At 62.2% G+C, this 22,481-nt stretch carries 25 protein-coding genes; 20 read left to right on the top strand and 5 right to left on the bottom strand.

The genetic code is table 11. The features are described from left to right. Nucleotides 1–69 precede the first annotated feature (69 nt). Complete coding sequence (recR, locus tag Q8R81_RS17300) at nucleotides 70–666, bottom strand: recombination mediator RecR (RefSeq protein ID WP_305619763.1); 597 nt, start codon at nucleotides 664–666, stop codon at nucleotides 70–72. Nucleotides 667–718: 52 nt separating this feature from the next. On the opposite strand from recR, the gene fmt reads away from it, so the two are divergent. The 3 genes from fmt to Q8R81_RS17285 are packed head-to-tail and all read left to right on the top strand — an operon-like array spanning nucleotide 719 to nucleotide 3,492. Next, complete coding sequence (gene fmt, locus Q8R81_RS17295; protein ID WP_305619762.1) at nucleotides 719–1,624, top strand: methionyl-tRNA formyltransferase; 906 nt, start codon at nucleotides 719–721, stop codon at nucleotides 1,622–1,624. Next, nucleotides 1,621–2,373, top strand: coding sequence for a tRNA pseudouridine(38-40) synthase TruA (truA, locus tag Q8R81_RS17290; RefSeq protein WP_305619818.1), 753 nt, complete (start codon nucleotides 1,621–1,623; stop codon nucleotides 2,371–2,373). The genes fmt and truA overlap by 4 nt, the downstream gene beginning before the upstream one ends. 3 nt (nucleotides 2,374–2,376) lie before the next feature. After that, nucleotides 2,377–3,492, top strand: a complete 1,116-nt coding sequence (locus Q8R81_RS17285; protein ID WP_305619761.1) for a zinc-binding dehydrogenase — start codon at nucleotides 2,377–2,379, stop codon at nucleotides 3,490–3,492. Nucleotides 3,493–3,577: 85 nt separating this feature from the next. Here Q8R81_RS17285 and cobS read toward each other — a convergent pair whose 3' ends face one another. After that, a complete protein-coding gene (gene cobS / locus Q8R81_RS17280; RefSeq protein ID WP_305619760.1) occupies nucleotides 3,578–4,558 on the bottom strand; it encodes a cobaltochelatase subunit CobS in 981 nt (326 codons plus the stop codon). A gap of 79 nt (nucleotides 4,559–4,637) precedes the next feature. Between cobS and Q8R81_RS17275 the strand changes: the two genes are divergently transcribed. The 6 genes from Q8R81_RS17275 to Q8R81_RS17250 all read left to right on the top strand — a co-directional run bounded on the left by Q8R81_RS17275 (nucleotide 4,638) and on the right by Q8R81_RS17250 (nucleotide 7,554). Continuing rightward, nucleotides 4,638–5,285 carry a glutathione S-transferase family protein gene (locus tag Q8R81_RS17275; RefSeq protein ID WP_305619759.1) on the top strand — a complete coding sequence of 216 codons (648 nt, stop codon included), beginning with the start codon at nucleotides 4,638–4,640 and terminating at the stop codon, nucleotides 5,283–5,285. 89 nt (nucleotides 5,286–5,374) lie between these two features. Further along, complete coding sequence (locus Q8R81_RS17270; protein WP_305619758.1) at nucleotides 5,375–5,740, top strand: DUF1428 domain-containing protein; 366 nt, start codon at nucleotides 5,375–5,377, stop codon at nucleotides 5,738–5,740. Between the two features lie 57 nt (nucleotides 5,741–5,797). Beyond that, nucleotides 5,798–6,445, top strand: coding sequence for a glutathione S-transferase family protein (locus Q8R81_RS17265; RefSeq protein ID WP_305619757.1), 648 nt, complete (start codon nucleotides 5,798–5,800; stop codon nucleotides 6,443–6,445). Nucleotides 6,446–6,464: 19 nt separating this feature from the next. Beyond that, the gene (locus Q8R81_RS17260) at nucleotides 6,465–6,905 is read left to right on the top strand and encodes an SRPBCC family protein (protein WP_305619756.1); all 441 of its coding nucleotides are present in this window, start codon (nucleotides 6,465–6,467) and stop codon (nucleotides 6,903–6,905) included. Nucleotides 6,906–6,975: 70 nt separating this feature from the next. Continuing rightward, nucleotides 6,976–7,335, top strand: coding sequence for a hypothetical protein (locus Q8R81_RS17255; RefSeq protein ID WP_305619755.1), 360 nt, complete (start codon nucleotides 6,976–6,978; stop codon nucleotides 7,333–7,335). 9 nt (nucleotides 7,336–7,344) lie between these two features. Continuing rightward, nucleotides 7,345–7,554 carry a hypothetical protein gene (locus tag Q8R81_RS17250; RefSeq protein WP_305619754.1) on the top strand — a complete coding sequence of 70 codons (210 nt, stop codon included), beginning with the start codon at nucleotides 7,345–7,347 and terminating at the stop codon, nucleotides 7,552–7,554. A gap of 42 nt (nucleotides 7,555–7,596) precedes the next feature. Here the strand turns inward: Q8R81_RS17250 and Q8R81_RS17245 are convergent, their stop codons facing one another. From Q8R81_RS17245 to Q8R81_RS17235, 3 genes are read right to left on the bottom strand one after another with little or no spacing between them, the layout of a single operon-like run. Further along, nucleotides 7,597–8,340 (bottom strand): SDR family oxidoreductase, encoded by a 744-nt coding sequence (locus Q8R81_RS17245; RefSeq protein WP_305619753.1) that lies wholly within the window; start codon nucleotides 8,338–8,340, stop codon nucleotides 7,597–7,599. Nucleotides 8,341–8,344: 4 nt separating this feature from the next. Further along, entirely contained in the window at nucleotides 8,345–8,797 is a 453-nt protein-coding gene (locus Q8R81_RS17240) for a nuclear transport factor 2 family protein (protein ID WP_305619752.1), read from the bottom strand. Between the two features lie 13 nt (nucleotides 8,798–8,810). Continuing rightward, nucleotides 8,811–9,200: a nuclear transport factor 2 family protein gene (locus Q8R81_RS17235; protein ID WP_305619751.1), complete on the bottom strand. Its 390-nt coding sequence runs from the start codon at nucleotides 9,198–9,200 to the stop codon at nucleotides 8,811–8,813. Between the two features lie 91 nt (nucleotides 9,201–9,291). Between Q8R81_RS17235 and Q8R81_RS17230 the strand changes: the two genes are divergently transcribed. The 11 genes from Q8R81_RS17230 (at nucleotide 9,292) to Q8R81_RS17180 (ending at nucleotide 22,438) form a co-directional block, all read left to right on the top strand. Continuing rightward, nucleotides 9,292–10,149, top strand: a complete 858-nt coding sequence (locus Q8R81_RS17230) for a hypothetical protein (RefSeq protein WP_305619750.1) — start codon at nucleotides 9,292–9,294, stop codon at nucleotides 10,147–10,149. Next, nucleotides 10,149–12,338, top strand: coding sequence for a PQQ-dependent dehydrogenase, methanol/ethanol family (locus tag Q8R81_RS17225; RefSeq protein ID WP_305619749.1), 2,190 nt, complete (start codon nucleotides 10,149–10,151; stop codon nucleotides 12,336–12,338). Before Q8R81_RS17230 ends, Q8R81_RS17225 begins: the two co-directional genes overlap by 1 nt. Nucleotides 12,339–12,499: 161 nt before the next feature. Beyond that, on the top strand, nucleotides 12,500–12,997 hold the full coding sequence (locus tag Q8R81_RS17220) for a DUF3237 domain-containing protein (protein WP_305619748.1): 498 nt from the start codon (nucleotides 12,500–12,502) through the stop codon (nucleotides 12,995–12,997). 73 nt (nucleotides 12,998–13,070) lie between these two features. Next, nucleotides 13,071–14,657: an FAD-binding oxidoreductase gene (locus Q8R81_RS17215; RefSeq protein ID WP_305619747.1), complete on the top strand. Its 1,587-nt coding sequence runs from the start codon at nucleotides 13,071–13,073 to the stop codon at nucleotides 14,655–14,657. 1 nt (nucleotide 14,658) lies between these two features. Beyond that, on the top strand, nucleotides 14,659–15,063 hold the full coding sequence (locus tag Q8R81_RS17210) for a cytochrome c (protein ID WP_305619746.1): 405 nt from the start codon (nucleotides 14,659–14,661) through the stop codon (nucleotides 15,061–15,063). Beyond that, complete coding sequence (locus Q8R81_RS17205) at nucleotides 15,063–15,431, top strand: hypothetical protein (protein ID WP_305619745.1); 369 nt, start codon at nucleotides 15,063–15,065, stop codon at nucleotides 15,429–15,431. The genes Q8R81_RS17210 and Q8R81_RS17205 overlap by 1 nt, the downstream gene beginning before the upstream one ends. 249 nt (nucleotides 15,432–15,680) lie before the next feature. Continuing rightward, complete coding sequence (locus Q8R81_RS17200) at nucleotides 15,681–16,451, top strand: glutathione S-transferase family protein (RefSeq protein ID WP_305619744.1); 771 nt, start codon at nucleotides 15,681–15,683, stop codon at nucleotides 16,449–16,451. After that, nucleotides 16,448–17,233 (top strand): glutathione S-transferase family protein, encoded by a 786-nt coding sequence (locus tag Q8R81_RS17195; protein ID WP_305619743.1) that lies wholly within the window; start codon nucleotides 16,448–16,450, stop codon nucleotides 17,231–17,233. The genes Q8R81_RS17200 and Q8R81_RS17195 overlap by 4 nt, the downstream gene beginning before the upstream one ends. A 3-nt stretch (nucleotides 17,234–17,236) precedes the next feature. Further along, nucleotides 17,237–18,802 (top strand): class I adenylate-forming enzyme family protein, encoded by a 1,566-nt coding sequence (locus Q8R81_RS17190; RefSeq protein WP_305619742.1) that lies wholly within the window; start codon nucleotides 17,237–17,239, stop codon nucleotides 18,800–18,802. A 36-nt stretch (nucleotides 18,803–18,838) separates the two neighbouring features. Beyond that, nucleotides 18,839–20,968: a PQQ-dependent dehydrogenase, methanol/ethanol family gene (locus Q8R81_RS17185; RefSeq protein ID WP_305619741.1), complete on the top strand. Its 2,130-nt coding sequence runs from the start codon at nucleotides 18,839–18,841 to the stop codon at nucleotides 20,966–20,968. Nucleotides 20,969–21,013: 45 nt separating this feature from the next. Further along, the gene (locus Q8R81_RS17180; RefSeq protein WP_305619740.1) at nucleotides 21,014–22,438 is read left to right on the top strand and encodes an aldehyde dehydrogenase family protein; all 1,425 of its coding nucleotides are present in this window, start codon (nucleotides 21,014–21,016) and stop codon (nucleotides 22,436–22,438) included. Nucleotides 22,439–22,481: the final 43 nt, after the last annotated feature.

Here is a 22,481-nt window from a genome sequence, read left to right as displayed (position 1 = left end):
CTCAGGGTTGCGACGCCACCCTGCAACAAACCGCCTGAGGCCCCCGCCTGCGCGGGGGAGCAGCAGCTTTTAACTTACCGGCCGCCGCGCCCGCAGCGCTTGTGCCAGCGTGCCCTCGTCGAGGTAGTCCAACTCGCCGCCCACAGGCAGTCCGTGCGCCAGTTGGGTCACCCGCACTGCCGCGCCTTCGAGCCGTTCGGCAATGTAATGCGCGGTGGTCTGGCCCTCCAGCGTGGCATTCATGGCAAGGACGACCTCGTCGATCCCGCCCTGCGCCACGCGATCAAGCAACTGGCCGATGGTCAGGTCTTCGGGCCGCACGCCTTCCAATGCAGATAGCCTGCCGCCCAGCACGTGGTATTTGCCGGTGAACAGCCGCGCGCGATCAAGCGCCCACAGGTCGGCCACTTCCTCAACCACGCAGATCGAGCGCTGGTCGCGCCGGGGATCGGTGCAGATGCCGCAGGGGTTGGTGGTGTCGACGTTCCCGCACAGATCGCATTCGACCAGCAGGTCTTGCACTTGGGTGAGCGCGGCCAGCAATTGCGGCAGCGCCGTCTCTCGCCGCTTGATCAGCCAGAGCACCGCGCGCCGGGCCGACCTTGGCCCAAGCCCCGGTAACCGCGCCAATGCGCCGGAAAGCGCCTCGATCTCTTGCGATGCCATGACAGCACAGATAGGGCCGGGGGCGACAAACGGAAGGCCTTGTTTACAGCTTATGCGCATCATCTTCATGGGAACGCCCCAATTTGCGGTGCCGACGTTGGAAGCGCTGATGGCCGCAGGGCACGATGTGGTGGCCGCCTACAGCCAGCCGCCGCGCGCTGCGGGGCGAGGCAAGAAGCTGCAACCTTCAGCCGTTCATCTGGCGGCAGAGGCGCACGGCATCGAGGTGCGCACACCGGTTTCGCTGAAAGGTGCTGACGAGCAGGCGGCCTTTGCGGCGCTGGAGGCCGACATTGCGGTGGTGGCCGCCTATGGTTTGATTCTGCCCCAGGCGGTGCTGGATGCGCCAAAGCGGGGTTGCCTCAATGTCCACGGCTCGCTGCTGCCGCGCTGGCGCGGTGCCGCGCCGGTGCAGCGCGCGATCCTTGCAGGCGATGCCATGACCGGCGTCACGATCATGCAGATGGAGCGCGGGTTGGACACCGGGCCGATGCTGGCGACAGTGGAAACGCCGGTCGATAGCAAGACGGCGGGCGATCTTACGGCCGAATTGGCGGAGAAGGGCGCGGGGTTGATGGTTCGGGTGCTGGCAGACCTTGGCGCTTATCAGCCGGTCGTGCAGCCTGAGGAGGGCGTTACTTATGCCCACAAGATCGAAAAGGCCGAAAGCCGGCTCGATTTTACCGGTGATGCTGTGAACGTCGAACGACAGGTCCGCGCCTTTGCGCCCGCACCGGGGGCGTTTTTCGAGCTTGAGGGCGAGCGGTATCGGGTGCTCGCTGCGGAAGTTGCCGACGTTGAGGGTGATGCGGGTGAGACGCTTGACGATGCGCTAACCATCGCCTGCGGGCAGGGCGCGATCCGGCCTGTGTTGGTCCAGCGGGCCGGGCGTCCGGCGATGGACGCAGCGTCACTGCTGCGTGGGCGGGCGATTGTGGCGGGGACGCGGCTCGGCTGATGCGCTTTGCCCTAACCCTCGAATGGAACGGTGCGGCCTATCAGGGCTACCAGCGCCAGTCGCATGGCCCCAGCGTCCAGCAGGCGCTGGAAGACGCGGTTTATTCCGTTACCGCAGAGACGGTGGCGGTCCATGCTGCCGGTCGCACTGATACTGGCGTTCACGCGCTCGGCATGCGCGCGCACTTCGATCTTTCGCGCAGCTTCGATCCCTTCCGTATGTTCGAAGCCCTGAACGCGCATCTACGCAAGGCGAAACACGCGGTTGCAGTACTTGATTGCATCGAGGTGGCTGACGATTGGCACGCACGCTTTTCCTGCACGGGCCGCGCTTATGAATACCGCATCATCAACCGGCGCGCGCCGTTGACGCTCGACCTTGGCCAAGCATGGCGGATCGCCAAGCCGCTGGACGAACGCGCGATGCATGAGGCCGCACAACTGCTGGTCGGTCTGCACGATTTCACCACGTTCCGTTCGGTCCACTGTCAATCGGCCAGCCCGGTAAAGACGCTGGACCGGCTCGACGTGCGGCGTGAGGGCGACCGCGTGATCGTGGAGGCTGCCGCCCGCAGTTTTCTGCACCATCAGGTGCGCTCGATGGTCGGCTGTCTGGCGCTGGTCGGTCAAGGGCAATGGAGCGTGGCGCAAGTGGGTGAAGCGCTCGCCGCAAAAGACCGTAGCAAATTAGGACTTAACGCGCCGTCGGAAGGTCTATACTTCGTCCGGGCACTATATCCCGGAGAGTAGAAAATGACCGACCTGAACGGCCAGCGCCTTGTTTCCAAACTCGATTCCGACGGTACGCTGAGCGTTGCGCTCGAGCAGTTCACGGTTTCCGCGCCCACGGGCAGCGAAGTGGTGATCCGGGTGGAGGCGACACCGATCAATCCTTCGGACCTTGGCCTGCTGTTTGGCCCGGCGGACATTGCCAACGCCGACTTTTCCGACGGCAAGATCGTGGCGCGCATGCCCGATCCGGCGGTGCGGGCGATGGCTGCGCGGCACGGCGCGGCTATGCCGGTGGGCAACGAAGGCGCCGGAACCGTCATCGCGGCAGGCGATGCGCCCGAAGCGCAGGCCCTGTTGGGCAAGCGCGTCACCAGTTTCCCCGGCGGCATGTATGCCACGCTGGCGGTGGCCGACGCCCGGATGTGCCTTGAACTGGCAGAAGGCATTACGGCCGAGCAGGGCGCGTCTGCCTTCGTCAACCCGCTGACCGCGCTCAGCTTTACCGAAACGATGCGCCACCTTGGCCACAGCGCGCTGGTGCATACCGCCGCCGCATCGAACCTTGGCCAGATGCTGGTGAAGATCTGCCAGGCCGATGGCATCCCGCTCGTCAACGTGGTGCGCAACGATGCGCAAGTGGCGATCCTCAAGGACATCGGCGCAGAACATGTGGTCGACAGCTCGAAGGATACTTTCCTCGAAGACCTGACCGCTGCCGTGGCCGCGACCAAGGCGACGATGGCCTTCGACGCCATCGGCGGCGGCAAGCTGGTCAGCCAGATCATGACGGTGATGGAACAGGTGGCCAATTCGGGCGCGGCCTATAGCCGCTATGGCTCGAACAGCCCGAAGCACGCCTTCATCTATGGCGCGCTTGACCTGTCGCCCACCGTGCTGACGCGCAACTTCGGCTTCAGCTGGGACATCTCGGGCTGGCTGCTCACGCCGTGGATGGGCAAGCTGGGTGCCGAAGTGGTGGACAAGATGCGCCGCCGCGTGATGGCGGAACTGACCACGACTTTTGCCAGCAACTACAAGGCGCGCGTAACGCTGGAGCAGGCGCTCAGCCGTGAAGCGGCGCTGGAATACAACGCGCGGCGCACGGGCGAAAAGTATCTGATCGTGCCGAACGGGTGATTTGAGGCGGGGTGGGCATGAACGTCCGCAACGAAAAAGGCCCTCGCAATCGCGGGGGCCTTTTCAATTTCAACGCTGGAAGCAATCAGCCCCGGTGTGCAACGCTCTCGGGCAAGTCCTTGCCGAACACCCGCTGGTAGTATTCCGCCACCAGCACGCGCTCGGTCTCGTCGCACTTGTTGAGGAACGAGAGGCGGAAAGCGAAACCGACGTCGTTGAAGATCTGGCTGTTCTGCGCCCACGAAATCACCGTGCGCGGGCTCATCACCGTCGAAATGTCGCCATTGATGAAGCCCTGACGCGAGAAGTTCGCCACGCGCACCATGTCGGCCACGATCTGCGGGTTCAGATCGGTCACCTTCTTGGTGACGATCTCGACCTCGGTCTCCTGCGACAGATAGTTGAGCGCGACGACAAGGTTCCAGCGGTCCATCTGGCCCTGGTTGATTGCCTGCGTGCCGTGATACAGCCCGCTGGTGTCACCCAGACCCACCGTGTTGGCCGTGGCGAACAGGCGGAAGTAAGGATTCGGCCGGATCACGCGGTTCTGATCGAGCAGCGTCAGCTTGCCTTCGGTTTCCAGCACGCGCTGGATCACGAACATCACGTCAGGGCGGCCAGCGTCGTATTCGTCGAACACCAGCGCGGTCGGCGTCTGCAATGCCCAAGGCAGCAGGCCTTCGCGGAATTCGGTAACCTGCAAACCATCGCGCAGCACAATCGCGTCACGCCCGACAAGATCGATACGGCTGATGTGCGCATCAAGGTTGATGCGGATGCACGGCCAGTTGAGGCGCGCGGCAACCTGTTCGATGTGCGTCGATTTGCCGGTGCCATGATAGCCCTGCACCATAACGCGGCGGTTGTAGGCAAAGCCTGCAAGGATCGCCAAGGTGGTGTCCGGGTCGAACACATAAGTCGTGTCGACATCGGGCACGCGCTCGTCAGCCCGCGAAAACGCGGGGACTTTCATGTCGATATCGATACCGAAAGTCTCACGGACATCGATTTGTGTGTCGGGCGCGGCAAGCAGCGTCGTCGCGTGGCTGTTCGGAAGTTCGCTCATCACCGCTTCGCCTATACGCGCGGGCGCGCCGCTGCAATAAGGTTTCAAGGAACCTGTCCGATAGAATGGGAGAATTTCGATGAAGCTTTATGGCGCGATGCTTTCACCGTTCGTGCGCAAGGTGGCGGTTATCGCTACGGAAAAGGGCGTTTCGTGGGATATGGCGCGCGGTGGGCCGGGCAGCACCGACCCGGATTTCCTTGCTTGCAGCCCTTTGGGCAAGATCCCCGCGATTGATGACGATGGCTTCACACTGGCCGATTCGACCGCCATCGCATTTTATCTGGATGGCCAATATCCCGACCCCAAGCTGATCCCGGATGACCCGAAGCTGCGCGGCAAGGCGGTGTTCTGGGACGAGTTCGCCGATACGGTGCTGGGCGCATCGGGCCTCAAGATCCTGTTCAACCGGCTGGTGGGGCCAAAGCTGCTCAATGTTGGTGGTGACGAATCGCTGGCGTTGCAGGGCGAGGCGGAACTGCCGCGTTGGGTGGACTGGTTCGAATCACAGGTGCCCGAAGAAGGCTGGTTGCTGGGTGAAATGTTCACCCTTGGCGACATTGCGGTTGCCTCCACCTTCCGCACGCTTGCCTATGTCGGCCACGGCGTGGACGCTGCCGTACGCCCGAAAACCGCCGCATGGCATGCGCGTGTTGCCGCGCGACCGGCATGGGCCGCCGTGGCCGAAAAGGAAGCGCCGATCGCGGCGCGGATCATGGCGATGTGAAGGTGTTCAGGCGGGGTGTTCTGACGGTCGATCATCTTGCCTGAAACGCTCAACCGGGCGATAAATCGGTAAACCACGGGAGAGACGTCATGTCCTATGTCGATGGGTTTGTGCTGGCGGTGCCCACCGCCAACCGCGAAAAGTACGAACAAGTTGCCCGCCAGTTCGATGCCATCATGATCGAACACGGTGCCCTGCGCGTGGTCGAAGCCTGGGGAGACGATGTCAAACACGGCAAACGCACCGATTTCTACCGTGCGACCGAGGCGACTGCCGACGAGATCATCGTGTTCAGCTGGGCCGAATGGCCGGACAAGGCTACACGCGATGCTGCTCATGCAGCGATGGAAAAGCTGATGTCCGAAATGGCCGCACCTATGGACATGCCATTTGACGGCGCGCGCATGATCGTGGGCGGTTTCAGTACTTTTCTGTCGTTGGGGGCAAGTGCGTAAACTGCGCTGCGGCAAGTGGTCGGGACAGCAAGTGATGGGACTGCAAGGGGCAAATCGATGCTGGAACTGTATGGCCATCCGTTCTCGTCTTACACTTGGAAGGCGCTGATCGCGCTCTATGCCAACGAAACACCGTTTACCTTCAAAGTGCTTGGACCAGACTTTCCCGAGCATGGCGCACGCGTTCAGCTGGCCAGTCCGATGGGCAAGTTCCCACTGCTGCTCGATGGCAGCCGAGAGGTATTCGAAGCGACCTCGATCATCGAATACCTTGCCCTGCACCATCCCGGACCAGCGCCCCTGATGCCGGCGGAAGCGGATGTTGCGATCCGGGTGCGCATGATTGACCGCGTGTTTGACAGCTATGTGATGAACGCCGCGCAGGAAAGCGTGGACGACGCGATCCGCAACGGTTCGGTTTCAACTGAAGTGCAGGCGCGGGTCGATGAACGTCTGCAGCGTGCATATCGCTGGATTGATGCTTGGCTGGCGGAGTACTCCCGGCCAGACGCCGTCAGCCTGATCGAGTGTGCGGCGGCACCGTCGCTTTTCTACGCAGATTGGGTCACGCGCATCCCGGACGATTGCCAGCGTCTGCAAGGCTGGCGCGCGCAGTTGCTGGCCATGCCCGCCGTTGCCCGCTGTATCGATGATGCGCGCCCTTATCGCAGCTACTTCCCGCTTGGCGCACCGGACCGCGACTGAGCGCAAAGGAGAACCCGATATGCACGAACTTTCCGTCACCCGTCACATCGCCGCCCCGCCAGCACAGGTCTGGGACGTCATGGTAAACCGGCAGGAGGAATGGTGGTGTCCCAAGCCTTGGTACATCACGATGGTGGCGCAGGAGCGCCGGGCCGGTGGGCGTTCGGAAATGGTCATGCATGGTCCCGATGGCGAGGAAATGCCGCACAACGGCCTGTTTCTGGCCTGGGACGAGGGGCGACGTTTTGTCACGACGGACGCGGTGACGGGGGACTTCATGCCATCCGGCCCGTTCATGATCGGCATTTGGGAAGTTGAACCCGAAGGCGAAGGCACGCGCTATACTGCCCGCGCGCGCCATTGGACCGAAGATGACATGAAGCGCCACGCCGACATGGGCTTCGAAGAGGGCTGGGGGGTTTGTGCCGACCAGTTGAAGGCGATTTGCGAACCGGATTGAACCCATCCACCGCTGGCAAGTTCCCGCAAGGCCACTATGGTTCCCGGCTTCCGCTGTGGAGGGTAATGCAATGAGCCTGTTTGATTCGATCCTTGGTCAAGTGACGCAAAACGTCGACATCAAGAACCTTGCCGCCAAAGTCGGTCTCGATCCCGCCATGGCTGAAAACGCCATCGCCGCGCTGGCTGCCGGGCACCAGTCGAAGAACGACACGATCGAAACCGCCGCCGCCAGCTCCGGGCTGGATGCGTCGAAACTGCAGGAAATCGTCGGCCACATCGGCGGCGAAGGCTCGCTCGCCAGCTTCGCTTCGATGCTTGGCCAAAGCCCTGAAGCCCTGAGCAAAGTCACCGGTTTTCTTGACAAGGACGGCGACGGCAATCCGATCAATGATCTTGCTGGTATGGCCAAGGGCATCTTCGGCAGCTAACGGAGCCGGATGCTCGACACTGCGCTTTCCCTGCTGATGCTCGCCGCCGTCGCCCTCGTGGGTGGCGCAGTGTTCCTTCTGCGGCGGGGGGAGCGCAAGCGTTCCGTCCTGATGCTCACGCTGGCAGGCGTGATGGTGATGAACCTGATCATCTGGACCCTGCCCGACAAGACCGGCAGCACGCTGGCCGAAGCTGCCAAGCAGGGCGGGCCGCAATAGCCCCATCTCCCCTCGCGCAGGCGGGAGGGGCCGGGGGTGGGCCTACCCCAATTCGATGCACCCGCCATCGACGCACAAGTCTACGCCATTGATAAAGCTCGCTTCTTCGCTGGCGAGGAACAGCACCGCGCGTGCCACTTCTTCACTCGTGCCCATGCGGCCGATGGGGACGACGGACGAGAGCATGTCGCGCATTCCCTGAATTTCCGCCTCGCTGGCATCGCGTTTGAAAATCTCGGTGTCGGTAGGGCCGGGGCTGACCATGTTGACGCGGATGCGGCGGGGCAGGAGTTCCTTGCCCACGATCCGCGCCATCGCCCGCAAACCGGCCTTGGCGGCGGCATAGGCCACGTTTCCGGGCACCGCCGCCATCGATCCGATGGAACCGGTAATGACGATGGAGCCGCCATCGCGCATCAGCGGCAGGGCCTTCTGGACGGCGAAGAACGCGCCGCGCAAGTTGACGGTGTGGATCTGATCCCAGAACTCCGGCGTGACATCGGGCACCATCGCAAAACCGCCCACTCCGGCGTTCACGAACAGCACGTCGATGCCGCCCAGAGCCTCCTCGGTGTCGTTCAGGGCCTTCTCGGTGTCGTTCAGGATTGCCATGTCGGAACGGATGCACAGGGCGTCCAGCTCCTCGGCAATTGCGCGCAGAGCATCGGTGTTTCGCCCGGTGACCGCCAGCTTCGCACCCTCGGCCGCGAACATCCGCGCGGCGGCAAGGCCGATCCCGGCGGTTCCGCCAAGGATCAGCACGCACTTGTTATCGAACCGCAACACCGCCTCAGAACATCGTGTTGGTGTTGGCGGCGGTTTCGGGAACGGGGGAGAGGACATCCCAATGCTCCATCACCTTGCAGCCTTCGACGCGGAAGATGTCGACCACCGCAAACCCGCGCTTGGCCGCAGCATCGCCCGTTTCGTTCCATCCGTGGCTGTGCACCGCCACGATATTGCCATCGGCGATCACGCGATGAATCTTGGTCTTCTGCGTAGGGTTGTTGGCCACGAACGGTTCGAGAAAGGCAATCGCCGCATCGCGCCCGGTGGCAGCAAAGGGATTGTGCTGGATATAGCCCGGATCGACCCACTTTTCGAATGAGGAGCGGACCTTCTTCTGCATGTAGAATTCGTCCATGAACTGGCTGACAACTTCCTTGGGCGTCAGCTTGCATTCCTCAGCCTGCGCGGCGGTGGCGATCAGCGCAAACGCAATTGCGGTGGTGAAAAGGCGCATCGAATCTTTCCCTTCAAAACATGCTGTTGGGGTTTACCGGATTTTCCGGCACATCCTGGATCACGTCCCAGTGTTCCACGATCAGACCATCGGCCACGCGGAAGATATCGACCACGGCCAGCCCGGCGTCGCCCGGCCAGCGCACCACGTGGGTGTGCGTGATGACATGATCGCCGTCGACGAAACTGCGGTGGATGGTCTGCGTGGCATCGGGGGATTCTGCACGCACGCGATCGAGAAAGCTCTTCAATGCTGCCACCGAAGGTTCGGCCAGCGAGGAATGCTGCACGTATTCCGGTGCGATATAGCGGTCCACCGCGCTGCTATCCATCGCGATCAGAACCTTGTGGTACATCTCCAGCACCAGATCGTGATTGGCCTGTTCCTGCGCGTTGCGCGGCATGGCTTCTCTCCCCTTTATTTATAACATTTGGTAGAGTATGCCTTGTGATGAGAAGGCCGTCAAAGCCTCAATGCTGCCTTTGGGAGAAGTGATGACCCGCGCCGAGCTTTACGCCGTTCTGGACCGCTTTCTGGCCGCGCTGAACGCCCGCGATCCCCATTCGCTCGACTGGGCGAGGCAAGCGAATCACAGTGAGAACAACGTCATGCTGGAAATCGGCGATGGCGTTTGGGGCACGATTGACCGGCTGGGCGATTACCAGTTGCGCTTTGCTGATGTGAAGACGCGGCAGGTGGGCTATTTCGGTACGGTCATCGAACCCATCGAGGAATCCGCCTTCACGCTGCGCCTCGGCCTGAATGAGGCAGGCCAGATTGCCGAGTGTGAAATGCTGATCGTTCGCCAGTCCGACAGCGGCATCAAGTTCGAAAACTGCCGCTATTGGGACAAGCCGATCCTGCACCGTGAACCGGAAGCGCCGGTTTCCCGCGAAGAGATGGTGCGCCTGTCCGATGGCTATTTCGATACGCTCCAGCGCAACGACGGCACAATCCACACGAAGTTCCACCCCGATTGCAACCGCGTGGAAAACGGCGTCCAGACCACGCGCAACCCGGACTTTGCCAAGATCGTGCCAGTATCGGCGCTGGGCTGCGAAGAGCAGTTCCGCATGGGCAACTACCGCTATGACGACGATCTGCGCGCGCGCCGCTTTCCGCTGGTGGATGAAGAGCGCGGGCTGGTGCTGGCCTTCGGCTTCATCGACCATTCGGGCCGGTTGCGCGAATTCCAACTGACCGATGGGCGCACCGTGAAAAGCCCGGTGCTGCGGCCGCACAGCTTCTACATCTCCGAACTGTTCAAGATCGATCACGGCATGATCGAGCAGATCGAGGCGAACTTCATCACCGTGCCCTATCGCATGCCCAGCCCGTGGGATTCCCTGTGATGCGGTTTGCCAAAAAGGGGATATTGGCAGCAGGAGCGCTGGTGCTGGCAGCCTGCACCATCGCCGCCTCGCCGCCGCAAGTGGGTGCCGGAAGCGATTGGACCAGCCCCGGCGGCGACATGGGCAAGACGCACCATTCGCGCCTGACCGCGATCACCGCCGAAAACGTGAGCCAGCTTGGCCTTGCATGGAAGGCCGGACTCGGCACCCTGCGCGGGCAGGAAGCGACGCCGGTGGTGATGGATGGCGTGCTTTACACGTCTGGCACCACGGGCCGTGCCTATGCCTTCGATGCGGCAACGGGCAAGGAACTCTGGCGGTTCGAGCCTGAGGTGGACATGCAGGTCAACCGCACCGTCTGCTGCGATATGGTCAATCGCGGGGTGGCCGTGGCGCGCGGCAAGGTCTTCGTCGCGGCTCTCGATGGCTGGATGTATGCGCTGGATTCCAAAACCGGCGCGGTGGTGTGGAAGACCGACTTCATCGAGGATCGCAAGCGCGGTGACAATTCCACCGGCGCGCCAGAAATTGCGGGCGACGTTGTGGTCGTGGGCATGAGCGGGGCCGAATACGATGTGCGCGGCTATGTCACCGCGCTTGATCTGGAAACGGGCAAATTGCGCTGGCGCTGGCACGTGGTGCCGCATGATCCCAAGCTGGGTCCGCAGGAAACGCCGGAACTCGAAGCCGCACTGAAGACGTGGGATCCGAACAGCCGCTGGGATATCGGCGGCGGCGGCTCTCCGTGGGATGCAATTGCCTTCGATCCGGAAACCGGGCTGGTCATCGTCGGCACCGGCAACGGCGGGCCCTATGCCACGTCCAAGCGGTCACCCGCAGGCGGCGATAACCTTTATCTTGCCAGCCTTGTCGCGCTTGATCCCAAGACCGGGCGGATGAGGTGGCACTATCAGGAAACCCCCGGCGACAACTGGGATTTCACCGCCACGCAGCCGATGATCTTCACCCGCATGAAAGTGGATGGCGAAGACCGCCCGGTGGTGCTGCATGCGCCCAAGAACGGGTTCCTCTACATTCTTGATCGGCGCGACGGAAAGCTGCTGCGCGCCAATCCCATCGTGCGGACCAACTGGGCCAAGGGCATCGATCCAAAGACCGGCCGCCCGATCCTCGATCCCGAAGCCGCCGATTATACCACTGGCCCAAAGATCGTGTTCCCCGCCACCACGGGGGCGCGCAACTGGCATCCGGCCAGCTATGACCCGGCAACCGGGCTGTATATCGGCGCGGTGCTGGATATGGGGAACCTGATCTTCATGACCGAGGGGCAAAAGCCCCACAAGGCGCGCGGGCTGAACAACGATGCGGCGCTGATCTTCACGCCCGACGTGAAGGAAGCGCTGGCGGGCTTTCCGCCTGCATTCGGCGATGCAGTGCGCAAGACGCCCGCCTATGCCGAAGCGCTGAAGAACCCAGCCAGCGCGCAAATCCGCGCCATCGATCCGCTTACCGGCAAGACGGTGTGGGCCGCCGATACCGCTGGCTGGCAGGACCGGGGCGGGGTGCTGACCACTGCCAGCGGGCTGACGATCCACGGCGGTGTGACCGGCAAGCTGTTCGTGCGCGAGACGAAGACCGGCAAGCTGCTGCACGAAATCGACACCGGCACCGCGATCATGGCCGCGCCCATGACTTATGAGGTGGGCGGCGTGCAGTACATCGCGGTCATGGCCGGTTGGGGCGGGGGCGGCTATCCGTTCGTGCCGCGCTATTCGGCGGCCTATAGCCGCAGCAACATGAACCGGTTGCTGGTGTTCAAGCTGGGCGGCGGCAACGTGCCTATGCCGGATATGCGGCCCGCGCTGGAAGTTGCGCCAGCACCGCCTGCGCAGGCCACGGGCGTTGCCGCAGCGACCATCGCGCGCGGGCAAGGGCTGTTCTTCGGCAACTGTGCCATCTGCCACGCCAACCAGCCACGCTCGATCACCCCGGACCTGCGCCGGATGCAGCCTGCCAGCCATGAGATGTTCCGCGAGATCGTGATGGAGGGCCTGCTGGTGCCGAACGGGATGCCGCGTTGGAACGATATTCTCTCCACCGAGGATGCCGATGCGATCCACGCTTACCTGATCGATCTGCAGTCGCAGACTCGCAAGGATGAGCTGGAAAAACAGAAGGCCGGAAAGCCGCTCGACGGGCCGAGCCTGACGATTTTGTCGAACTATTGATGCACGACGCCACCACCGCCAACACACACCGTCGCCCCGGACTTGATCCGGGGCAGGGCTTTTTTCTTTCGGCGTTGGAAAGAAAAGCCAAGTCCCGGATCAAGTCCGGGACGACGAGAAGTGTGGTGCGGGATGTGGCGTGGCTTGAAAGGATTTGCTGAATGGACTTCTCCACACTCGACAATCCCCGCCTCGAATTCGCGTTTGCCTGCCGCTTGCGCTTCACCCGCGTGCAGATGGTGCCCGACCTGCCATCGGGCGGCATGCGCAGTGCGGTCTACGTTGACGAGGGTGAGTTCGAAGGGCCGCGCCTGAAAGGCAGGGCTGTGCCCAATTCGGGCGGCGACTATGCCTTCTTCCGGCCTGACGATACGGCAGCGTTCGATGCGCGATATGTGCTGGAGGAGGATGACGGCACGCTGATCTATATGCAGAACAAGGGCTTTCTGTGGGGGCGTGAGCCGGGGACGATGGACCGGTTGCGCGCCTGGGCCTTCGCCGGGGGTGAGCCGGTGCCCCATGCCGAATACTACCTGCGGGCACAGCCGACGTTCGAGACCAGCCGGGGCAAGCACGATTGGCTGACGCGGCACGTCTTCATTGGCGTGGGCGAGCGCAAACCGGACGGCAATTACGTGAAGTATTACGCGCTGACGTGACGGCTTGACCAAGCGGTCGCAAAGTCGCATAACAATAACAATTGTTAGAAAAACACATGGGAGAATCCAGCCGGTGAAGCTTCACCTTCCGCCCCGCGTCAGCCCGAAGCAGTTCCAGTCTGCGATGACCGCCTTTGCCGGTGTCGTCGGCAAGGAATGGCTGATGGACACCGACGCCGACCGCGATGCCTATGCCGATACATACGCTCCCGGCAGCACCGAGGAGTGGCCTGCATCGGCCGCCGTCGCGCCTGCCAGCGTGGACGAAGTGCGCGCGATCGTGCGGCTGGCGAACGAGCATAAGGTGCCGTTGTGGCCTGTCGCACGCGGCAAGAATCTGGGGTACGGCACCGCTGCGCCGCGCATGGAAGGCACCGTGGTGATGGACCTCGGGCGCATGAACAAGGTGCTCGAGCTGGATCACAAGCTGGCCTACTGCGTGGTTGAACCGGGCGTGGGGTTCTTTGATCTTTACGACCAGATCCAGCGTGAGAAGGCACCGCTATGGCTTTCGGTCCCCGGCAATGCCTGGGGTTCAGTGCTGGGCAATGCGCTTGAACACGGCATCGGCTACACCTCCTATGGCCTGCACGCGCGCAACCTTTGCGGGATCGAGGCGGTGCTACCCGACGGCGATCTGGTGCGCACCGGCATGGGCGCGATGGCGGGCAACCCGGCGTTCCACCTTTTCCCTATGAGCTATGGCCCGACGTGGGATCTGGCGTTCTCGCAATCGAACCTTGGTATCGTGACGCGGGCGGGCGTGTGGTTGCAGCCAGCGCCCGAAACCTCGCTGGAGATCGTGTGGGACATTCCCAAGGTTGAGGACATCGGCTGGGTGATCGATACGATCACGCCGCTCAAGATTTCGGGCCTGATCGACCAGAACGTGTTCATCCCTTCGTGGCTGGGCAAGATGGTGCTGAAAGGCCAGCGCAAGGATTTCTGGGACAAGCCATCGGCCATTCCGGACTGGCGCGTGGACGAACTGCTCAAGGAGCACAAGCTGGGCTACTGGCAGGTCGCGCTGCGGCTCTATGGCGAAGAGCCGGTGGTCAAGGCGCGGGCCGAAGTGGTCAAGGCGGCGATGAAGCGCAACCTTGATGCTGCGCCGCAGGAACATTGGTGGCGGCAGGGCGATCCCATCGGGCAGTATGAAACGACGATGGGCGTGCCGTCCGCCGTGCCGTTGCAGATGTCGGACTGGATCGGCGGGCGCGGGGCGCACATGGGCTTTTCGCCGGTGGTTCCGGCCACGGGCAAGCATGTGCTTGATCAGATGGCGCTGAGCCGCAAGATCATCGCCGATTTCGACGTCGATTTCTACGCCAGCTTCACCATCGGCGGACGCTTTGCCAATAACGTCAACATGCTGATGTATGACCGGGACAATGCGGATGAAGTCGCCAAGATGCGCAAGCTGTTCGACGCGCTGATCGTCCAGACGGCCAAGGCGGGCTATGCCGAATACCGCACGCATCTGGGGTGGATGGACCCGGTGATGGAAACCTTCGATTTCAACAACCACGCGCTGCGCCGGTTCGACGAGAAAGTGAAGTCCGCGCTCGACCCCAACGGCATCATCGCGCCGGGCAAGCAGGGCGTCTGGCCCGCCGCCTATGCCGACAAGCGCGGCTCTGCTTACAAGGGGGGCAACTGATATGAAGCGTATCGTTATTGCCGCTGCATTGGTGGCGATTGGTGCGGCTGCTTATGCTGCGCCCCCTGCCGGAGGCCCACCACCAATGCCGCCCTATATGCTGCGGCCGGTTGCGCCTGAAGGTGACCGGTTGAAGCCGGGCCGCGATGGCAAGACCGTGTTCGAAGCGCAGTGCGGCTATTGTCACCTCGTTGGCGGCATGGGCACCAATCTGTTGACCAAGCAGCAGATGATGGCGGGCAACCCGCCGGCAAAGGGCTTGCTTTCCAACCGTGACGATCTGACCGCTGACTATGTGAAAGCGGTCGTGCGGATGGGCAAGGGCGCGATGCCGCAGCAGACCAAGGTGGACCTGACCGACGCTGAGCTTGACGCTGTGGCGGCCTACCTCGGAAAGGCAGGCTGATGCGCCTGTCCCGTCGCTCCATGCTCAAAGGCAGCGCGTTGGCAGGTTCTGCCATCGCCGCGCCAGCGGTCGCCGCCAGCCTTGGCGAGGCACCGCTGGTGGTGTTTGACAGCCGCATCCCGGAATCTCTGGCCTTTGTTGCGACAACGGGCGGTGCAGCGCCGATCGATCTGGCGCAGGGGCTTGAAAAAGCATGGCGTGTGCTGGGTTCCCCGCAAAGCGTGACCGGCCTCACACGCTGGAGCGACTGGACTGCGCTAAGAGGACAACTTGAGGAGCAGGGCTTGCGACTCGAGGAAGAAATGCGTGTTGCATCGCCGCTCTCAGGCCGCACGCATCTCTTCCGCTGGACAATGACCGCGCGCTGATCCCTCGCGACAGGTGTCTGGAAACGAAAGGGGCACGTCCTTTGCGGGGCGTGCCCTTTTTGCTGTGCATCAGCGTTGCACCGAGTGAAACGCTCCGAATCTGCGTGATGCACTTGGCCACGCAACGGCCATAGCGGGGATACGAAAATTAAAGGTATGCGGGCTTGACCCGCGCTCCCGCTGATTTAGTATGTGTTACTAACAAAATTCCGTCACAAGGCGGAATCGGGAGAGAGGCAAAGCGAGGCGATGGACGAGGTAACCCTCTATCACTGGGAGCCGAACGCAAATTCGGGCAAGCCCATGCTGGCGCTGATGGAAAAGGGCGTGCCCTTTGTCAGCCGTTATACCGATATGTTGCTGTTCGATCAGCACAAGCCGGAATACCTTGCGATCAATCCGCAAGGCACAATCCCGGCAATGACGCACAATGGTCTGGTGCTCACTGAGAGCACTGCGATCATGGAATACGTCAATGACCGCTTCGATGGGCCTGATCTCATGCCCGCTGATGCGCAGGACAGCTGGCGCGTGCGCTGGTGGATGAAGTTCATGGACCAGTGGCTTGGCCCCAGCTTCTCGATGATCGGTTGGAGCGTGTTCGTCGGGCCAATGGTCCGCCAGCGCGATCCGGCCGAACTTGATGCTGCGATCGAACGCATTCCCTTGCCCGAACGCCGGGTGGCGTGGCGCAAGGCGATCAGCGGCGCGTTTTCGGAAACTGAGATGGCTGAAAGCCGCCGCCGTGTCGGTCTGGGCATTGCCAAGCTGGAAGAGGAACTGGGCAAGCGGCCCTACGTCGGATCCGACCAGTACACGCTGGCCGATATCAACATCTTCAACAGCACCTATTCGCTCCCCCTGTCGCAGCCCGATCTTGCGGGCAAGGACAAGACGCCAAACATCATGCGCTGGCTCAAGCGGGTCTATGCGCGCGATGCAGTGAAAAAGACCTGGGCGATGGGCAAGACGGACCTTGCCAGCCGCTATGGCCTCATCATGGCGGAGATCGAAGAATGAGCGCTGTTCTCTATCACGGCGAGCCGAACGGCGCTTCGCTGACTGTCCTTGCCGCGCTGGCTGAATCCGGCGTTACCATTGAATGCCGCCACATCGATCTGCTGGCGGGCGAGCGCCATGCGTTGTCTGGCGTGACCGAGTCCATCGCACTGGACCTTGGTATCGAGGGCGAAGGCCCGGTGCTGATGGTCGATGGTGAGGCGATGACCGAGTCTGTGTTCCTCGCGCAATACTTTGACGAGGCCGCTGGCGGTGCCGGGTTGCAGCCCGCCGATGCCTATGCGCGCTGGGAAATGATGATGTGGTGCCGCCAGATCACCGAGCGGCTGTCACCGGCTGCTGCGTTGCTGGGCAACATGGCAAACGCACAAGATGCTATCGCGGCAATTCCGGCTGACGCTTTTGGAGCGCTGGCCAGCAGCATCGTTTCAGATGACCTGCGTGAGCGCTGGCAGGACTTGCATGACGGCAAAATCGATGCCGCGCAGATTGCCGATAGCGAGGCGAAGGTCGCGGCTGCGGTCGAGCGTTGTGAGAAGCAGCTGGCGGACGGTCGCGATTGGCTGATGGGCAGCTTTTCCATCGCCGATCTTGTCACGTACTCTTGGTTGGCCGGAATGCAGACGCTTCAGGCCGCCGCTTTTGCCGATGCTTCGCATACGCAAGCATGGCTGGCCCGCGTTGCCGCACGCCCGTCCGTGCAGGCGGCATTGGCCAAAGCTACCGTTCCAGAACCGCTCCGCGCATGGGCGCCGGGGCCAGAAATCAACCGTTGGGGATAAATAGTGCGCGCTATCGATTACTTTGACCGTGGCCATGATCGTAACCCGCAGCGGCTTGCGATTGTCGACACAGACACCGGCCTTTCGCTGACCTTTGCCGAGACGAAGGCGCTTTCCGTGCGCATCGCCGCGGCGCTGCAAAAGGGCGGCTTCGAAAACCAGGATCTGCTTGGCCTTTATGGGCCGAACGATGGCATGCTGCTGGTTGCGCTGCTGGCCATGTGGCGTGCCAACGGCAAGTGGGTTCCGGTCAACACGCGAAACGCGATCGATGCCAATGCCGCCTATATCAATTACGTGCGCCTGAAATGGATGGTCTATCATTCGTCCAAGGCCGACGAAGTTGAACAGCTCAAGGCGCTGTGCCCCACGCTTCAGCACTTCGTCTGCCTCGACAAGCGCATCGGCGATGATCCCAGCCTTGACGAATTCATGGCAGGCGTTTCCGAAGCGGACTTCGTTGAGCCGGAAGTCGACGCTTTCGGCAATCTGATGGACATGGTTGGCATCTTCCCCACCGGCGGCACCACCGGCCCATCCAAGGGCGCAAATGTCACCAACCTTGGTTGGGGCACGATGATTGAAACCTCCGCCGATGGCATGGGTGGGCGCACCGATGATCCGGTGGCGCTGGTGTCCGCGCCGATCACGCACGCGGCAGGGCCGGTTGCACTTTCAACGATGAGCCTTGGCGCAACGCAAGTGATCCTGCCGGGGTTCGACGCCGAAGTCGTGCTGCGCACCATTGCGAAGTACAAGGTCACGCACATGTACCTGCCGCCAACTGCGCTCTATCAGTTGCTCGCCTCGCCGGAACTGGGCAGCCACGACTACTCCAGCTTGCGCATCTTCATCCTCGTCGGTTCGCCGTGCAGCCCGGAAAAGCTGCGGCAGGCGGTCGAGGCGTTCGGCCCTGCCATGTGCCAGTCCTACGGCCAGGTCGAATGCCCGATGATCGTGGCGTGGTTCCCGCCCGAGGACGTGGCGAAGTTTGCGGTATCCGCGCCCGAAAAGCTTGCGTCGTGCGGCAAGCCGACGCGCTCGATCACGGTGGCGCTGCTGGACGATGATGGCAAGGAAGTGCCGCTGGGTGAAGCGGGCGAGATCTGCGTCCGCGGCGCGCTGGTGACGCATTCCTACTTTGAAAAGCCCGAAGAAACTGCCGAAATCCGCAAGTTCGGCTGGCACCACACCGGCGATGTCGGCAAGTTTGACACGGACGGTTACCTCTATATCGTTGACCGCAAGAAGGACATGGTCGTGTCAGGCGGGTTCAACGTGTTCACCGCCGAGGTTGAAGCGGCGGTGACGGAAATTGCTGCGGTTCGTGAAGCGTGCGTCTTTGGCATTCCGCACGAAAAGTGGGGTGAACAGGTCCACGCGGTGGTCGTGGCCGATGGCATGACCGAGGCCGAGATCATCGCCCATACCAAGGAGCGGCTGGGCAGCGTGAAAGCGCCAAAATCTGTCACGTTTGTAGACTCGATTCCGCGCACTGCAGCGGGCAAGATGGACAAGAAGGCGCTGCGGGCACCGTATTGGGGTAACAGTGACCGCATGGTCAATTGATCCGGTAGCAAGCCGGACAGGTGGAGAGGGTTGAAGATGCGTTTTGATCGCAAGTTGCACGTGATGCTCGCCGGAACGCTGGCGCTGGCTCTTCCGCTGGCTGCCTGCACGATGGCGGGGAAGGACGAGCTTGGGGCGGCCAATGGCGGCGAGGGGGTAACTGCGCAAAGCATCATCGCCGCCGATGGGGCCAACTGGCTGTCCTATGGCCGGACCTATGACGAACAGCGCCATAGCCCGCTGACCCAGATCACGGCAGAAAACGTCGGCCAGCTTGGCCTTGCGTGGTCGGCCGATATGGACACTGCGCGCGGTCAGGAAGCCACTCCACTGGTGATCGACGGCAAGATCTACCTCACCACCGCATGGTCCAAGGCCAAGGCTTATGACGCGCTGACCGGCAAGGTGCTGTGGGAATTCGATCCCGAGGTGCCGGGCGAAACAGCGGTCAAGGCCTGCTGCGATGTGGTCAACCGTGGGATGGCCGCTTGGGGTGACAAGCTCTACTTCGGCACGCTCGACGGCCGCCTGATCGCGCTGGATCGCAATACCGGCAAGCAGGTGTGGTCCACCGTCACGGTCGATCAGTCCAAGCCCTATACCATCACCGGCGCACCGCGCGCGATGAACGGGCTTATCATCATCGGCAATGGCGGCGCGGAAATGGGCGTGCGCGGCTATGTCACCGCCTATGATGCGGAAACCGGCAAGCAGGTCTGGCGGTTCTACACCGTGCCCGACATGCCGGGCAAGAACGACGAGGAATACCTCAAGAAAGCCGAAGCCACCTGGAAGGGTGAATGGTGGAAGCTGGGCGGCGGCGGCACCGTTTGGGATGCAATGGCCTATGACCCCGAACTGGACCTGCTCTACATCGGCGTAGGCAACGGCAGCCCTTGGAATCAGGCCTATCGTTCACCCGGTGGTGGCGACAACCTGTACCTCTCGTCCATCGTGGCGATCAAGGCCAAGACCGGCGAATACGTCTGGCACTATCAGGAAACGCCGGGCGAAACGTGGGATTTCACGGCCACGCAGCATATCATGCTTGCGGATCTTGAGATTGACGGAAAGCCGCGCAAGGTGCTGATGCAGGCGCCCAAGAACGGCTTCTTCTACGTGCTGGACCGCACCAACGGGAAGTTCATTTCGGGCACTGCCTATGCCCCCGTGAACTGGGCCAAGGGGCTTGATCCCGTCACTGGCCGTCCGATCGAAAACCCCGAAGCGCGCTATGATGTTACGGGCAAGCCGTTCATCAGCACGCCCGGTGCAGGGGGCGCACATTCGTGGCACCCGATGGCCTATGACCCGAACGAAGGGCTGGTCTATATTCCGGCCCAGTTCGCGGCATACCCCTACTTCCCCGAAAAGGACTGGAAGCCCCAGGCCGTAGGCTTCAACATTGGTCTGGATAGTTCGGCAGGCGCGATGCCTGCAAACAGGGAAGCGCGCGAGGCGGCGCGGGCTGCCACCACCGGCGCGGTTGTGGCGTGGGATCCTGTGGCGAAGAAGGAGCGCTGGCGCATTCCGTTTGCCGGGCCGTGGAATGGCGGCATGTTGGCAACCGCTGGGGGACTGCTGTTCCAGGGCAACGCCACGGGCACGTTCGCTGCTTATTCCTCAAAGAATGGGAAGGAACTGTGGTCGTTCCCGGCGCAGACCGGTGTGGTCGCCGCGCCAATCACGTTCAAGGTCGGCAATGACCAGTACGTTGCGGTTCTCGCAGGCTGGGGCGGCGTGTGGCCTTTGGCCACGGGCGTGCTGGCAGACAAGTCCGGCCCGGTGCGCAATATTAGCCGCCTGCTGGTGTTCAAGCTGGGCGGAAAGGGCAAGTTGCCCGATGCGCCGCCATTTGAAGAGCGACCACTCAATCCGCCTGCACCCGTCGGCACACCGGCCACGATTGCACAGGGCAACTACCTCTATGGCAAATACTGCACGGTTTGCCACGGCGATGCGGCCATCGGCGGCCTGCTGCCCGATCTGCGGCACAGCGCGATGAACACTGATGCCGCAGCATGGCAAACAGTTGTGCATGACGGTGCGCTGGTGGACAACGGCATGATCGGCTGGGCCAAGTACATGACCAAGGAGCAGATCGAATCGATCCGCCACTACGTCATCAAGCGTGCCAACGAGGACAAGGCGCTGGAAACGCGCTGAGAGATTGCTATATCACAGAGCAATCATAACGAAGTGGAGAGATTCATGACGCATCTTTATCCGAATCTGATCAATGGCGAACTGGTCACGACCGAAACCTCGCTCGATGTCGTGAACCCGGCGAACGAGCAGGTCATCGGCAGCGTGCCTGCCTGCGGCGCTGCCGAACTGGACCGCGCGGTTGCCGCTGCACGCGCTGCATTCAAAACCTGGTCGAAGACACCGGTCGATGATCGCCGCGCCGTGATCCGCAACATGGCCGCCGCGATTGATGCGAACTTCGAGGAACTCTACCGCCTGCTCACCAGCGAGCAGGGTAAGCCGCACCAGCAGGCGCAGTATGAAATCGGTGGCTGCTCTGCGATGATGAACGCGCAGTCGACGCTGACGCTTGAAGAGACGATCAACGAAGACAGCGCCGAACGCCTCAGCCGCACGCGTCGCGTGCCGGTGGGTGTGGTTGCCGGGATCGTGCCGTGGAACTTCCCCGTGCTGATGGCCGTGCAGAAGATTGCGCCAGCCATCCTCTCGGGCTGCACCATCGTGCTTAAGCCCTCGCCTTTCACGCCGCTGACCACGCTGCGCTTTGCCGAACTGATCAAGGACATCGTGCCGGCAGGCGTCGTCAACATCATCACCGGCGAAGATTCGCTCGGGCCGCTGATGACCTCGCACCCCGATATCGACAAGATCACCTTCACCGGATCGACCGCGACCGGCAAGCGCATCATGGAAGGCGCTTCGAAGGATCTGAAGCGCATCACGCTCGAACTCGGCGGCAATGACGCCTCGATCGTGTTGCCCGATGCCGATGTGGCAAAAGTTGCCGAACAGCTGTTCTGGTCCAGCTTCACCAACGCAGGCCAGATCTGCGTCGCCGCCAAGCGCGTGTATATCCATGAGGATATCTACGACGAAATGAGCGCCGCGATTGCCGACTACGCCAAGACCGTCACCGTCGGCGATGGGGCCAATCAGGGAACCGGCGTCGGCCCGATCCAGAACAAGAAGCAGTTTGACCGCGTGTGCGAACTGATCGAGGATGCCAAGGCCAATGGCTACAAGTTCCTTGTCGGCGGCAATGTCGATCCTTCGGGTTCGGGCTATTATGTGCCAATCACCATTCTCGACAATCCACCCGAAGACGCGCGCATCGTGGCTGAAGAGCAGTTCGGCCCGGTAATGCCGCTGATGAAGTTCTCGTCCGACGATGAAGTCATCGCGCGCGCCAACAACTCGGAATATGGCCTTGCTGGCGCGGTGTGGACCAAGGACACCGACCGCGGCGTGGCGATTGCCGAGCAGCTGGAAACCGGCACGGTGTGGATCAACGAATTCCTCCACCTCTCGCCCTTCGCGCCGTTCGGTGGCCACAAGCAGTCCGGCTTCGGCGCAGAATACGGCATCGAAGGCCTGAAGGAGTTCACCTACAGCCAGGTCATCACCGTCAAGAAAGACGCGCTGGTCTGATTGCTGATTGATACCTTGGCAGCCCCGGCAACCATTGGTTGTC

It is taken from the genome of Novosphingobium sp. (assembly GCF_030696665.1).
Lineage (GTDB): Bacteria > Pseudomonadota > Alphaproteobacteria > Sphingomonadales > Sphingomonadaceae > Novosphingobium.
The sequence above is the reverse complement of the archived record's forward strand: the minus strand, read 5'-3'. Positions and strand labels throughout refer to the sequence as shown.

Excerpts from the sequence above, each read along its gene's own strand:
- recR (WP_305619763.1), bottom strand. The coding sequence starts at position 666 with ATGGCATCGCAAGAGATCGAGGCGCTTTCCGGCGCATTGGCGCGGTTA.
- fmt (WP_305619762.1), top strand. The coding sequence starts at position 719 with ATGCGCATCATCTTCATGGGAACGCCCCAATTTGCGGTGCCGACGTTG.
- Q8R81_RS17285 (WP_305619761.1), top strand. The coding sequence starts at position 2,377 with ATGACCGACCTGAACGGCCAGCGCCTTGTTTCCAAACTCGATTCCGAC.
- cobS (WP_305619760.1), bottom strand. The coding sequence starts at position 4,558 with ATGAGCGAACTTCCGAACAGCCACGCGACGACGCTGCTTGCCGCGCCC.
- Q8R81_RS17275 (WP_305619759.1), top strand. The coding sequence starts at position 4,638 with ATGAAGCTTTATGGCGCGATGCTTTCACCGTTCGTGCGCAAGGTGGCG.
- Q8R81_RS17270 (WP_305619758.1), top strand. The coding sequence starts at position 5,375 with ATGTCCTATGTCGATGGGTTTGTGCTGGCGGTGCCCACCGCCAACCGC.
- Q8R81_RS17265 (WP_305619757.1), top strand. The coding sequence starts at position 5,798 with ATGCTGGAACTGTATGGCCATCCGTTCTCGTCTTACACTTGGAAGGCG.
- Q8R81_RS17260 (WP_305619756.1), top strand. The coding sequence starts at position 6,465 with ATGCACGAACTTTCCGTCACCCGTCACATCGCCGCCCCGCCAGCACAG.
- Q8R81_RS17255 (WP_305619755.1), top strand. The coding sequence starts at position 6,976 with ATGAGCCTGTTTGATTCGATCCTTGGTCAAGTGACGCAAAACGTCGAC.
- Q8R81_RS17250 (WP_305619754.1), top strand. The coding sequence starts at position 7,345 with ATGCTCGACACTGCGCTTTCCCTGCTGATGCTCGCCGCCGTCGCCCTC.
- Q8R81_RS17240 (WP_305619752.1), bottom strand. The coding sequence starts at position 8,797 with ATGCGCCTTTTCACCACCGCAATTGCGTTTGCGCTGATCGCCACCGCC.
- Q8R81_RS17235 (WP_305619751.1), bottom strand. The coding sequence starts at position 9,200 with ATGCCGCGCAACGCGCAGGAACAGGCCAATCACGATCTGGTGCTGGAG.
- Q8R81_RS17230 (WP_305619750.1), top strand. The coding sequence starts at position 9,292 with ATGACCCGCGCCGAGCTTTACGCCGTTCTGGACCGCTTTCTGGCCGCG.
- Q8R81_RS17225 (WP_305619749.1), top strand. The coding sequence starts at position 10,149 with ATGCGGTTTGCCAAAAAGGGGATATTGGCAGCAGGAGCGCTGGTGCTG.
- Q8R81_RS17220 (WP_305619748.1), top strand. The coding sequence starts at position 12,500 with ATGGACTTCTCCACACTCGACAATCCCCGCCTCGAATTCGCGTTTGCC.
- Q8R81_RS17210 (WP_305619746.1), top strand. The coding sequence starts at position 14,659 with ATGAAGCGTATCGTTATTGCCGCTGCATTGGTGGCGATTGGTGCGGCT.
- Q8R81_RS17205 (WP_305619745.1), top strand. The coding sequence starts at position 15,063 with ATGCGCCTGTCCCGTCGCTCCATGCTCAAAGGCAGCGCGTTGGCAGGT.
- Q8R81_RS17200 (WP_305619744.1), top strand. The coding sequence starts at position 15,681 with ATGGACGAGGTAACCCTCTATCACTGGGAGCCGAACGCAAATTCGGGC.
- Q8R81_RS17195 (WP_305619743.1), top strand. The coding sequence starts at position 16,448 with ATGAGCGCTGTTCTCTATCACGGCGAGCCGAACGGCGCTTCGCTGACT.
- Q8R81_RS17185 (WP_305619741.1), top strand. The coding sequence starts at position 18,839 with ATGCGTTTTGATCGCAAGTTGCACGTGATGCTCGCCGGAACGCTGGCG.
- Q8R81_RS17180 (WP_305619740.1), top strand. The coding sequence starts at position 21,014 with ATGACGCATCTTTATCCGAATCTGATCAATGGCGAACTGGTCACGACC.